Below are 11,963 nucleotides of genomic sequence, written 5' to 3'. Positions count from 1 at the left end.
GAGATATCTAATTATGAAAAACACAGAACGGCCGGGTAATCCTGGCCGTTTTTGGTTTATAGAACTGTTCTTTCCAACAGAAATAATTGAGCGTTTTTTTGGAAAGCAATTTTGTGGTAAATGGGTAAGCTCCGGCCCTGCTTTTTGTTACGCCGATGAAGAATCGGGCTTCACATCAATCAGGTTTAGGTGGCTAAGCTAGTTGTACTATTTTGGGTTGCAGGGTGCGCAAAAATTTGTAGGCATCATGCTGATAAACCTTTAATCGTTGCAGCAAAACTGCGGTTAAACCTGGTTGACGTGAAAAGCCCACAGCGGCAGCGAGGACTTGAAACAAAAAGCAGGGCTAACATTAAAATAAAATGCTGAAATTGATTTCTACCTACATATAATTTAATAAGCTAAGTTGATAGGTTTTTAGCTTCTTCTCTCACGCGCACGTCATGCTGAATTTATTTCAGCATCTTTACTGAAAGATAGACCCTGAAATAAATTTACTGCGTAGCTTTCCGCTGCGCTACAGGTCAGGGTGACGACACTAGAGATTTAATATTAGTAGGATTAGTTCAGTTTATAAGGAGCGATTAACTGAAATTCTGGAATATCAACCTCGAATTCAGATCCATCTATATCACGTTTCATTAAGTACGCACCCTTCATGCTGCCCATATCGGTTTTTAGATTACAGCCTGAAACATATACATGTGTTTCGCCAGGTTGAATAATGGGCTGTAAACCAACAACACCCTCACCCTCTACCTCTCTTCGGCTACTGTTAGAATCGAAGATAAACCACTGGCGGCGCATTAATTGAACAGCATAATCAGAAAGATTAGAAATTTCTACGCGATAAGCGAACATATAATGCTCGTTGGCCGGATTTGAATATTCTGGCTGGTACACTGTTTCTACCGAAACCTTAACCCCGTCTGTAATAGCTGTAACCATGATGATTTACGAATGTATAAAAAAACCTTTCAAAAATCAAGCCAGTACTTTAGTGGCATCATAGTCGGCAAATTTTTCTGCCACTTCTTCTAAAATACTGTAAATGTTGTTGATATCTGGCTCGGCCACCAAACGCATGCGGTAAGGTTTAAAATCTGGCAGGCCTTTAAAATAGTTTGCATAATGGCGGCGCATTTCGAAAATTCCGGTTTTAGGGCCTTTCCATTCTAACGATTTATCTAAATGTGTACGGCAAACTTCAATACGTTCTTCAATAGTTGGTCCGGCAAGGTGTTCGCCTGTTTTAAAAAAGTGTTTTACCTCGCGGAAAATCCATGGATAACCGATTGCGGCACGGCCAATCATAATGCCGTCTATCTCATATTCCATACGCCATGCCGCTGCTTTTTCAGGACTATCTACATCGCCGTTACCAAAAATCGGTATTTTGATGCGTGGATTGCGTTTAATCTCCCGGATAAGTGACCAATCGGCCTCGCCTTTATATAACTGCGCTCTTGTTCTGCCGTGAATGGTAAGTGCCTGAATGCCTACATCCTGAAGCCGCTCGGCCACTTCGTAAACATTTTTGGTGTTATCATCCCAACCAAGGCGGGTTTTAACGGTAACGGGCAAATGTGAAGCTTTAACTACGGCTTCGGTCATTTTTACCATTTTATCAATATCCTGTAAAAGACTAGAGCCTGCGCCTTTACACACAACGTTTTTAACCGGACAGCCATAATTGATGTCAACCAGATCGGGTCCTGCTGCAGAAGCAATTTCTGAGGCTTCACGCATATGATCGATATCGCCACCAAAAATCTGGATGCCAATTGGCCTTTCGTATTCAAAAATGTCAAGCTTTTGCCTGCTTTTTGCAGCATCGCGGATCAAACCTTCCGAAGAAATAAATTCGGTGTACATCATATCGGCCCCGTTTTTTTTGCATACATAACGGAACGGCGGATCGCTCACATCCTCCATTGGAGCCAGTAATAACGGGAACTCACCTAAATCTATATTTCCTATCTTAACAGACATTTTCTATCTTCAACGATTAATAAAACATACAAAGGTACAAATAATGAATTTTGTAACACCTAACAAGGAGGAAATCAATCCTTTCTTACAATTACTTTTACTTTTATTTTACGCAGTTATTGGTACAATCGTATTTATTACATTGTCTTTAGTAATAATTGCTGTTTTTTATGGGGTAAATACTGCAGGAGAAGTCATGGGAGGGCAGATCACAGATGCAAATATAAGTGCCTTTAAGATTTTTCAAGCTCTTGGAACCTCTATAGGAATGATGGCTGTGCCGGCTATTGTCCTAGCATTAACAGAACATAAAAAGGTAAGCGATTTTTATGGTTTTAAAAATACGAGGTCTGTATTAATCATTCTTGTATTAATCATTATGCTTGTAAGTATGCCTTTCATGGAATGGACAATGCTCTGGAACCAAAAAATGGTGTTACCTGATTTTCTGAAAGGTATAGAGAAGTGGATGAAGGAAAAAGAAAATGCAACAATGGGGATTACTCTTAAACTGGTTACGGTTCGTAGTAATCTTGATTTTATAGCAAATCTGATTATTATTGCAGTTTTACCTGCAATTGGCGAAGAATTAATGTTCCGTGGAGGTGTGCAACGATCGTTAAATAGGGCTTTTGAAAATCCACATCTAGCTATTTGGTTATCGGCCATAATTTTCAGTGCCATCCATGTGCAGTTCTATGGTTTTGTACCACGCATGTTGTTGGGTGCAGGTTTTGGTTACCTGTATTATTACAGTGGAAGCATCTGGTATGCTATGCTGGCGCACTTCATAAACAATGCCTATGCGGTTTGTGCAGCTTTTTATATGCAAAAACACCATATGCCACTTGATAAAGCGGATGAACCGATCGGTTTTCCATGGTATGGCTATTTAATTAGTGCAATAATTACCATAGCTTTGTTCAAAATTTTTAAAGATAGCGCAACACGTGAGCGAAAATTGGGTTAAAGTATATACCACCAGCGATGCCTTTGCGGCCGAGGTATTAAAACAGGGATTAACAGAAGCCGGAATTCCGGCAGTAACGATAAATAAACAGCTCTCGGCATATAATATTGGCGAAATAAATGTTTTGGTGAATAAGGTAGATTTCGATAAAGCCATAGAATACATCGTTGAAAACGAAATTGAATAGTGATAATGACCTTAAACCTTACACCCTTTACCGCTTACCTTAAATGAAAACCAGGGCAATAACCGCTTTCTTTTTTACCATTGTAATGCTTGGCTCTATCCTTCTGGGGAGCTATACTTTTACCATCTTTTATCTTGTTTTAAGTGTTTTGGCTTTGTTCGAATTTTACAAGCTGATTAAAAATTCTGGCATCAGGCCACACCGAAATATCGGTTTGGCAGCTGGCTCATTAGTGTTTTTAATGGCCGCAGGCTTACACTACCTCAAATACGATGTGAAGTACCTGTTGCTTTGTATCCCGCTAATTTTCTCGGTTTTTATTACGGAGTTATACAAAAAGAACAAAATTCCATTCGCCAACATATCGTACACTTTTGTTGGCTTTGTTTATGTAACCATCCCTTTCTGTTTTTTTCATGCCCTGGGCTTTTTGAAAAACTGGAACGAATATAACTTTCATCTTCCGCTGGCATTTTTACTGATGCTTTGGGCAAATGATACAGGCGCTTACCTTTTTGGTGTAAAATACGGTAAACGTAAGTTGTTCGAGCGCCACTCGCCAAAGAAAAGCTGGGAAGGATTTTTCGGAGGGATGCTTACCAGCGTTTTGGTTGCTTTTGGCTTATCATTTCTGTTTACCGAAAGTCCAGCTTGGGTTTGGATCGGTATGGCCATATTAATTGCAAGCTTTGGTACACTGGGCGATTTAGTAGAATCGATGCTTAAGCGCAGTTTGGATACGAAAGATAGTGGTGGTTTATTACCAGGGCATGGTGGTTTGTTAGATCGTTTTGATGGCTTGTTGCTTTCTGCCCCAGTGGTTTATGCCTATCTGTATCTGATTTTGTATTAAGATTTTACTAGAAAGACACAAATGTGGTTATGCTACTAGCGATACAATCGCTAGCCTCGTCAATCCTCGTTTGCAAACGAGGATTATGATGTTGTTTCTTAAGCAGTAGCCGTTACAACGTAATATTCTCTTTCTACCTGCTCACCTGTTTTACTTTGAATTCGCTCTAATTTTTTAATGGAATCTTTAATTGTAAAACCGGTTTCTTCTAGTAATCGCATTGCATTTTCTATTTCATAAAGTGTAAAACCATAGGGCGTAAACGGGAGATTTTTCATGAAATTTTTATCAGCAAAACATACAGCCAAAGTGCCGTCAGGTTTTAGTGTTCGCTTAATTTCGTTAAGGTATCCGCTTGGATTTGTCCAAAAATAAATCGTATTTACCGTAAAAATTTTATCGAACTGATCATCATCAAAAGGCAATGTAAGGCCATCTGTTAGTTGAAAGTGAACCTTTCCTTTTGTTATGAAATCCTGATTGATCTTTTCAGCCTCGGCAATAATGGTTGCAGAAATATCGGCACCAAAATAATGGAGGTTTTCGGCTTGTGATAAGAGTTGAGCAATATGCCCCCCGTTTCCATGGCCGATTTCTAAAATAGTTTCATCGCTTTGAAGGTTTAATGCCTCAATTGCAGAAGTAGTCATGCCGATATTATTGGCATGCATCATTTCACCTGTTTTAATGCCGTGTTCGCCTTCAGGACAACCCAATTGCCTGGCAATATTTTTTAAGTCTTCCTCAGAAAGTTGCTGTTCCATAATCAAATTTAAAGATTTAGGCATTATGATTTTTACATCTTTTTGGCGAAAGCTTATAAGATTATTTAATCACCTGAACCGGCTTTTTATTTTCATCGATCGCCACAAAAGTAAAATCGCCATGAACGGCCAATTCCCTTCCTTCGGCATACATCTGCTCGATATAAATTTCAACATTAACCTTTAAACTGGTATTACCCACATGGTTCACTTTGCCGATAAGCTCTACGATTGTACCTGCTGGGATTGGTTTTTTAAAATCTATCCTGTCGCTGCTTACGGTAACCATAATCTGACGACTAAAGCGGGTTGCAGTAATAAAAGCAACCTCGTCCATTAAATGCATGGCTGTTCCGCCGAAAAGGGTATCGTAATGGTTTGTTGTATTTGGGAAAACGGCTTTAAAAATGCTGGTTTTAGAGTTTTCTATTCTTTCTTCTAGGGTCGTCATGGGTTAAATATAGGTTCTGTAAAAAACTTTGGCAACTTTCCAGCTGTTTTAGTAGAAAATTGCCAAAGTAAAAAGTTGGCCAGGATGACAGGGTTTAGCAAAAAATCTGTGCTCTCCTATCCCCTGGCAAAATTGAATTAATTCACCTGAAGATCTGCAGCAAGTACCTCTTCGGCTTTACGCATTTCTTTAGCGGCTTCTACCATTTCTATTAAAGCTTTTTTGGTTTCGTCCCAGCCGCGGGTTTTTAAACCACAATCGGGGTTTACCCAGAGTTGTTCGGAGGGAATAACGGCCTTTGCTTTTTTGAGTAGCTGAACCATTTCTTCCCTCTTCGGAACCCTTGGAGAGTGAATATCGTATACCCCCGGACCAATTTCGTTTGGATATTTAAAATCGGCAAATGCGTCTAATAACTCCATCTGCGAACGTGAAGTTTCGATCGTGATTACATCGGCATCCATATCGGCAATGTTTTGGATGATATCGTTAAACTCCGAGTAACACATGTGCGTGTGGATCTGCGTATCGTCTTTCACGCCACTTGCCGAAATTTTAAAGGCTTTAACCGCCCAGTTCAGGTAAGTTTGCCAATCAGCTTTGCGTAATGGTAAACCTTCTCTAATGGCTGGCTCATCAATCTGAATGATTTTTATTCCTGCATTTTCCAGGTCACAAACCTCATCGCGGATAGCCAGGGCAATTTGAGTGCAGGTTTCTGATCGCGGTTGATCATTACGTACAAACGACCATTGTAAAATGGTTACCGGCCCTGTTAACATACCTTTCATGTATTTCGAGGTAAGCGACTGCGCATAGGCAGTCCACTTTACGGTCATGGGTTTTGGGCGTGAAACATCACCAAAAATAATAGGCGGTTTTACGCAGCGCGAGCCATAACTCTGAACCCAGCCATTTTTAGAGAAAGCGAAACCATCTAACTGCTCACCAAAGTATTCAACCATATCATTACGCTCAAATTCGCCATGAACCAGAACATCCAGATCGATTTCTTCTTGCCAGTTTACGGCTTTTGCAGTTTCTTTCGCAATGAGATCATCATATTCTTCAACGGTAAAAGTTCCATTTTTAAGCTTGGCCCTCCAGCTTCTTACCTCTGCCGTTTGCGGAAACGATCCGATGGTTGTAGTGGTGTAACTTGGCAGATTGAGTTCCTGTTGTTTAATTTTTCGGCTCGAAAATGGACTTAAACGTTCTGCATCCTGCTCTTTTAATCCTAAAACTCGTTGTTTAACTTCAGGATTGTGGATGATTTTAGAAATTTTACGGTTAGCAATTGCGATCTTATTTTCCTCAAGTTTTTGCAGGGTAGATGCAGGGCTTTCGTTGGTGATCAGTTTTTTTAAGGTAGCTACCTCTGCAATTTTTTGTTTCGCGTAAGCCAGCCACTGTTTAATTTCGGCTGAAAGGTTTTGTGCATTGGTTTCATTGTCTAAATCAACCGGTGAGTGGATCAGGGAACAAGACGGGGCGACCCACACTTTATCCAAGCCTCTTTTTTCTACAGCTTGATTAATGATTGAAACAGATTTCTCGAAATCATTTTTCCAGATGTTTCTTCCGTCTACCAAACCTAACGAAAGAATGGTATCTTCATTTAATGAAGCTAAAACATCTGCTAATTGACCCTCAGCACGTACCAGATCGATATGTAGAACATTTACCGGCAATGAAGTAGTTAGTGCTAAATTATTACCCAAGCCTTCGAAATAGGTGGCCAAAACAATTTTTAACCTTGGAAAAGCCTTTCTGATCTCTTTATAAACATATTCGTAAGCCTTCTTGTCTTTTTCGGTAAGGTCTAAAGTCAGAAAGGGCTCATCAAACTGAACATATTCTACATCCAAAGCATCTAATCGGGATAAAATCTCGATGTAAACCGGAAGGAGATTTTTGATCAGATCGATTTTTTCGAAACCAGCTTCTTTTTCTTTTCCTAATAAAAGGTAAGATGCAGGGCCGATTAAAACAGGTTTTGTAGTAATGCCCAATTGTTTTGCCTCGTAAAACTCATCGATAATTTTGGTAGAAAAAAGTTTAAAAGGCTGGTCTTTGTAAAACTCGGGAACGATATAATGGTAATTGGTATCGAACCATTTAGTCATTTCCATCGCTACCACATCCAATCCCTCTTTTTGATAACCTCTTGCCATGGCAAAATAGAGATCAAGCTCTGAATTTCCTTTTTTCAGGATCACTTCGTTGTACCTTTTCGGGATGGCCCCAAAAGTTAAAGAATGATCGAGCACATGATCGTAAAAAGAAAAGTCGTTCGAAGGAATGATATCAATTCCAGCTTCTTTTTGAAGGTTCCAGTTTTCGTGGCGAATGTTTTTTCCCACCTGAAGTACATTTTTGTACCCAGTTTTATCTGCCCAGTAATTTTCGCAGATTTTCTTTAATTCCCTTTGGCTACCTATTCGCGGATAGCCCAGATTTTGCGTTAGCATCTCTTTTAAAGATTAAGTAAATAAATCGTTTAAAAGCCCTTAAAGCAATATTTTATAATGTTTTTTGTTAGAAATAAAAAAGGAAAGGTTAGCGCACAAACAGCCTACTCATCAGCAAAAAGCTTAAAGCAAGCATATAAAATGGTTAATTTTATGGTGTACAATCATACCTGACCAATTACTTTATAACGCGAAAGCACCGTCAATTCAATATAGGCAGGTCTCCTGACTTATTCCCGATCTTATCGCCTTCCCATCCCGGTAAACGGCACAGTGGCATGAATGATATGACCGTTGTCTTTTTTAACAAAAGACAGAATTTACAGTTGCGCGACAGCTCGTGATTTGCACACGATTCCCTATTAATCCCGGTTGTATTCCGGGAACCTGTATCGGTTGATGAAAAATAAAGTTAAGAACTTACATCAGGACAAATGTATGGATTAGGATTTAAAACTTGTAACAAATTTACAGCAAGCCGTTTTTGGAGCCTATTCTCTATTATATTTGATTACCTAACTAAACTTTATTATGATAAAAATCTACTTTAAATGGCTTTGCTTTGCTTTTTTAATGGTAAATAGCTGTGCGGTGCTGGCGCAGGAAGTGCCAACGCCAAAATCGCATTTCGGTTTTGATATCGGCGACGATTACCAATTGGCCAATTATACCCAAACAGAAGCTTATTTTAAGAAACTCGCGACAAGTTCTGACCGCATTAAATTGGTTGATATCGGCAAAACCGAAGAAGGTAGAAGTCAATATATGTTGATTGTTTCTTCACCAGAAAACCTGAAGAAATTAGCGCGTTACAAGGAAATTTCGCAACAGTTGGCACATGCAGAAATTACACCTGAGCAGGCGAAAGCATTAGCCCAGGAAGGTAAAGCAGTAGTTTGGATAGATGGTGGCTTGCACGCAAACGAGGTAGTGGGTGCACATCAGCTGATCGAAACCGCTTATGAGTTTGCCTCCAGAAAAGACCCTGAAACCTTACGTATTTTGGATAACGTGATCATTTTGTTTACCCATGCGAATCCTGATGGGCAAGAACTGGTGAGCAATTGGTACATGAGAGAGAAAGACCCCAAGAAAAGAACAACCTCGGGCTTGCCTGTTTTGTATGAAAAATATGCAGGACATGATAACAACCGCGATTTTTTTATGTTAAACCTTAAAGAAACGCAGAATATCGGGCGACAGCTTTTTGTGGAATGGATTCCGCAGATTATGTACAACCATCATCAGGCCGGTCCGGCAGGAACCGTTGTTGCTGGCCCACCTTATCGCGATCCTTTCAATTATGTTTTCGACCCAACGCTGTTAACCAGTTTAGATGCCGTTGGCGCGGCCATGCACAACCGTATGAATGTAGAAAACAAACCTGGTTATACCCAACGTGGAGGATCGGTTTACTCCACCTGGTACAATGGCGGTTTAAGAACCACCACTTATTTTCATAATATGATTGGGCTCTTGACCGAAATCATCGGGAACCCTACGCCTTCTGAAATTCCGTTAGTTCCTTCGAGATTATTGCCGAACGGCGATTCGCCAAACCCGATTACCCCGAGGAAATGGTACTTTAAAAACTCTATCGATTATTCAGTATCGTTAAACTATGCCGTTTTAAACTATGCACAACGTTACCGCGACGAATTGTTGTACAACATTTACCAGATGGGTAGAAATTCGATAGAACGTGGTAAAAAAGACACCTGGTCTTTTTCTCCTAAAAAAATAGAAGCCATTAATAATGCGGCAAAAGGCGAAAAAAGTACGACTGTAGCAGGCGGAGATGCCGATTTTGGCTCCCGGCGTCAGCTTAGCATGAAAGCCTTTGATACGGTGATGAAGGCTCCGATAAACAGAGATCCTCGCGGATACATTTTAAGTGCCGATCAGCCGGATTTTAATTCTGCCGTTAAATTTTTAAACGCTTTGATCAGAACGGGTATTGTGGTTCAAAAAGCAACCACTTCATTTGCCGTTGCAGGGAAAAATTATCCTGCCGGAAGTTATGTCGTAAAAACCGATCAGTCTTTTCGTCCGCATGTTTTAGATATGTTCGAACCCCAAGATCACCCAAATGATTTTAAATATGAAGGAGGTGCGCCAATTCCACCATATGATGCTGCAGGATGGACCTTAGCTTATTTAATGGATGTGAAATTCGATCAGATTCTGGATGATTTTTCAGGGCCGTTTGAGAAAAATCCGTACGGTGCTTTATTAAAGTCAGATAATAAATTACCTAACGGATCTAGCTATATGTTAAGCGCAGCACAAAATGATTCCTATACCGCAGTAAATGACTTATTGAAAAACAAGGTTGAAGTTTACCGGTCGACTGAAAATGGCGATTTTTATGTTTCGTCAGCGGGGAAATCAATATTGGAAAAAGCAAACATCAAACTGAAAAGTGCTGCTGCACCAAAAGATAAAATTAAAATCTCTGCCGGAAGAATTGCCCTTTGGGATACCTATGGAGGTTCTATGGCCTCAGGGTGGGTGCGATTTTTAATGGAGCAATACCATTATAACGCAACAGTAATTTATCCACAGGATATAGATGCCGGAAACTTAAAATCTAAATACGATGTAATTGTTTTTGTGGGTGGCGCAATACCATCGGTACAAGGAGGGGGGGGTGGAAACAGGTCTTTCGGACCAAAGGCAGAAGAAGTTCCTCAAGAGTTTAGAAACCGTTTGGGAAGGATCACTGCAGACAAATCGATCCCTGAATTAAAGAAATTTTTGGAAGTCGGGGGCAATATTGTAGCCATTGGCAGTAGCACCAATTTAGCTTATCACTTAAATCTTCCAGTTCGGAATGCAATGGTTGAAATCGTAAACGGAGAGGAAAAGAGATTACCTGCTGAAAAATATTATGTTCCGGGAAGTGTTTTAAATGTTGGTGTTGATACAACTTTGCCAACAACCTGGGGCATGAAAAAGGAAGCTGACATATATTTTGACAACAGCCCCGTTTTTAAGCTCACAGGCGACGCCATTGTTTCTGGAAAGATTAAACCTTTAATGTGGTTCGAAAATGCGACACCATTGCGTAGCGGCTGGGCCTGGGGGCAGGCTTACCTGCAAGATGGTGTAACGGCCTTCGAAGCGAAGGTTGGTAAAGGCAAACTGCTTGCTTTTGGGCCAGAAATTGCATTTAGAGCGCAAACGCACGGTACTTTTAAACTGATATTTAACCAGTTGTACAAGTAATTATAATTGATTGACAAATCTAATATAAAGGTCGTCATTTCGACTGAAACGTAGCGAAATGGAGAAATCTTTTAACATAGTCCAAAGATTTCTCCTCCAAAGGAATTCCTTTGGAACACTGCGGTCGAAATGACGATATCTAGATATAATCTTTATTGAGACATGAGAGCCGCTATCCTAAACGATAGCGGCTTTTTACTTTAGCCTTACTTTACTCAACTTTAATCACCTTAATTTTGTGTTATGAAAGTAGAAATCTGGTCGGACGTAATGTGTCCGTTTTGCTATATCGGGAAAAGACATTTTGAACAGGCAATAGAAAAATTACCTTTCAAAAATGAAATTGAGGTGGATTGGAAGAGCTATCAGCTCAATCCAGAGTATCACAATACCAATAACGAATCGGTGTACGATTACCTTTCGCGGAGTAAGGGAATGCCAATCGAGCAAGCTAAGCAAATGACCAAACAGGTTGTTGATATGGCTGCAAATGCTGGTTTGAAGATAGATTTTGATACGAATATCCCTGCCAATACCTTCAATGCTCATCGTTTGATCCATTTGGCGGCAAAACATAACCTTCAGGATTTAGCCGAAGAAAAACTGTTTGAAGCACATTTCGTAAACAGTAAAAATATCGGTGAAACGAGTGTTTTGGTTGATCTTGCCGTAGAAATTGGCTTGGATAAAGATGAGGCCGAATCAGTTCTGAATGGGAATGAGTTTGCTGAAGCTGTTCGTTATGATATTTATGAAAGCCAGAATTTAGGAATCCGTGGTGTGCCTTATTTTGTAATGGACCGCAAGTACGGTGTTTCAGGTGCTCAACCCGTGCAGGCTTTTACCGATGCGCTTACCCAAAGTTTTACGGAGTGGAAAGAAACTCAACCCAAAACAACGCTAACTTCATTAAATAAAAATGATGGTGCGGTTTGCGATGAAAATGGTTGTGAGATATAGATTTGTTTCCCGCAGATTAAGCTGATCAACGCAGGTTTTTTCTGCTATAAATTTTGATCTGCGGTTTTTACAGATTAGTCGTCATCT

At 40.1% G+C, this 11,963-nt stretch carries 11 protein-coding genes and 1 riboswitch; of the genes, 6 read left to right on the top strand and 5 right to left on the bottom strand.

The features are described from left to right. The first annotated feature begins 13 nt into the window (after positions 1 to 13). Positions 14 to 202, top strand: a complete 189-nt coding sequence (locus tag AW17_RS04510; RefSeq protein WP_029274929.1) for a hypothetical protein — start codon at positions 14 to 16, stop codon at positions 200 to 202. Between the two features lie 359 nt (positions 203 to 561). Here the strand turns inward: AW17_RS04510 and apaG are convergent, their stop codons facing one another. After that, positions 562 to 948 (bottom strand): Co2+/Mg2+ efflux protein ApaG, encoded by a 387-nt coding sequence (gene apaG / locus AW17_RS04505; protein WP_029274928.1) that lies wholly within the window; start codon positions 946 to 948, stop codon positions 562 to 564. Positions 949 to 984: 36 nt separating this feature from the next. Then, positions 985 to 1,992, bottom strand: a complete 1,008-nt coding sequence (dusB, locus tag AW17_RS04500) for a tRNA dihydrouridine synthase DusB (protein ID WP_029274927.1) — start codon at positions 1,990 to 1,992, stop codon at positions 985 to 987. Positions 1,993 to 2,035: 43 nt separating this feature from the next. On the opposite strand from dusB, the gene AW17_RS04495 reads away from it, so the two are divergent. From AW17_RS04495 to AW17_RS04485, 3 genes are read left to right on the top strand one after another with little or no spacing between them, the layout of a single operon-like run. Next, positions 2,036 to 2,962 carry a CPBP family intramembrane glutamic endopeptidase gene (locus AW17_RS04495; RefSeq protein WP_029274926.1) on the top strand — a complete coding sequence of 309 codons (927 nt, stop codon included), beginning with the start codon at positions 2,036 to 2,038 and terminating at the stop codon, positions 2,960 to 2,962. Then, positions 2,943 to 3,149: a putative signal transducing protein gene (locus AW17_RS04490; protein WP_029274925.1), complete on the top strand. Its 207-nt coding sequence runs from the start codon at positions 2,943 to 2,945 to the stop codon at positions 3,147 to 3,149. The genes AW17_RS04495 and AW17_RS04490 overlap by 20 nt, the downstream gene beginning before the upstream one ends. A 43-nt stretch (positions 3,150 to 3,192) precedes the next feature. Further along, on the top strand, positions 3,193 to 4,002 hold the full coding sequence (locus tag AW17_RS04485) for a phosphatidate cytidylyltransferase (RefSeq protein ID WP_029274924.1): 810 nt from the start codon (positions 3,193 to 3,195) through the stop codon (positions 4,000 to 4,002). Positions 4,003 to 4,100: 98 nt separating this feature from the next. On the opposite strand, the gene AW17_RS04480 is transcribed toward AW17_RS04485, so the two are convergent. The 3 genes from AW17_RS04480 to metE all read right to left on the bottom strand — a co-directional run bounded on the left by AW17_RS04480 (position 4,101) and on the right by metE (position 7,688). Next, on the bottom strand, positions 4,101 to 4,766 hold the full coding sequence (locus tag AW17_RS04480) for a class I SAM-dependent methyltransferase (RefSeq protein ID WP_029274923.1): 666 nt from the start codon (positions 4,764 to 4,766) through the stop codon (positions 4,101 to 4,103). Between the two features lie 61 nt (positions 4,767 to 4,827). Further along, complete coding sequence (locus AW17_RS04475; protein ID WP_029274922.1) at positions 4,828 to 5,217, bottom strand: acyl-CoA thioesterase; 390 nt, start codon at positions 5,215 to 5,217, stop codon at positions 4,828 to 4,830. A 137-nt stretch (positions 5,218 to 5,354) separates the two neighbouring features. Further along, a complete protein-coding gene (metE, locus tag AW17_RS04470) occupies positions 5,355 to 7,688 on the bottom strand; it encodes a 5-methyltetrahydropteroyltriglutamate--homocysteine S-methyltransferase (RefSeq protein WP_029274921.1) in 2,334 nt (777 codons plus the stop codon). Between the two features lie 198 nt (positions 7,689 to 7,886). Then, positions 7,887 to 8,094: riboswitch (cobalamin riboswitch) on the bottom strand. Between the two features lie 125 nt (positions 8,095 to 8,219). Between metE and AW17_RS04465 the strand changes: the two genes are divergently transcribed. Together AW17_RS04465 and AW17_RS04460 are read left to right on the top strand one after the other, a co-directional pair. Next, complete coding sequence (locus tag AW17_RS04465) at positions 8,220 to 10,916, top strand: M14 family metallopeptidase (protein WP_029274920.1); 2,697 nt, start codon at positions 8,220 to 8,222, stop codon at positions 10,914 to 10,916. Between the two features lie 243 nt (positions 10,917 to 11,159). Continuing rightward, positions 11,160 to 11,876 (top strand): DsbA family oxidoreductase, encoded by a 717-nt coding sequence (locus AW17_RS04460; protein WP_029274919.1) that lies wholly within the window; start codon positions 11,160 to 11,162, stop codon positions 11,874 to 11,876. Positions 11,877 to 11,963: the final 87 nt, after the last annotated feature.

It is taken from the genome of Pedobacter borealis DSM 19626 (assembly GCF_000708285.2).
Taxonomy (GTDB): domain Bacteria; phylum Bacteroidota; class Bacteroidia; order Sphingobacteriales; family Sphingobacteriaceae; genus Pedobacter; species Pedobacter borealis.
The sequence above is the reverse complement of the archived record's forward strand: the minus strand, read 5'-3'. Positions and strand labels throughout refer to the sequence as shown.

What these genes read in the sequence shown, in the direction of transcription:
- AW17_RS04510 (WP_029274929.1), top strand. Translation starts at nt 14, where the DNA reads ATGAAAAACACAGAACGGCCGGGTAATCCTGGCCGTTTTTGGTTTATA.
- apaG (WP_029274928.1), bottom strand. Translation starts at nt 948, where the DNA reads ATGGTTACAGCTATTACAGACGGGGTTAAGGTTTCGGTAGAAACAGTG.
- dusB (WP_029274927.1), bottom strand. Translation starts at nt 1,992, where the DNA reads ATGTCTGTTAAGATAGGAAATATAGATTTAGGTGAGTTCCCGTTATTA.
- AW17_RS04495 (WP_029274926.1), top strand. Translation starts at nt 2,036, where the DNA reads ATGAATTTTGTAACACCTAACAAGGAGGAAATCAATCCTTTCTTACAA.
- AW17_RS04485 (WP_029274924.1), top strand. Translation starts at nt 3,193, where the DNA reads ATGAAAACCAGGGCAATAACCGCTTTCTTTTTTACCATTGTAATGCTT.
- AW17_RS04480 (WP_029274923.1), bottom strand. Translation starts at nt 4,766, where the DNA reads ATGGAACAGCAACTTTCTGAGGAAGACTTAAAAAATATTGCCAGGCAA.
- AW17_RS04475 (WP_029274922.1), bottom strand. Translation starts at nt 5,217, where the DNA reads ATGACGACCCTAGAAGAAAGAATAGAAAACTCTAAAACCAGCATTTTT.
- metE (WP_029274921.1), bottom strand. Translation starts at nt 7,688, where the DNA reads ATGCTAACGCAAAATCTGGGCTATCCGCGAATAGGTAGCCAAAGGGAA.
- AW17_RS04465 (WP_029274920.1), top strand. Translation starts at nt 8,220, where the DNA reads ATGATAAAAATCTACTTTAAATGGCTTTGCTTTGCTTTTTTAATGGTA.
- AW17_RS04460 (WP_029274919.1), top strand. Translation starts at nt 11,160, where the DNA reads ATGAAAGTAGAAATCTGGTCGGACGTAATGTGTCCGTTTTGCTATATC.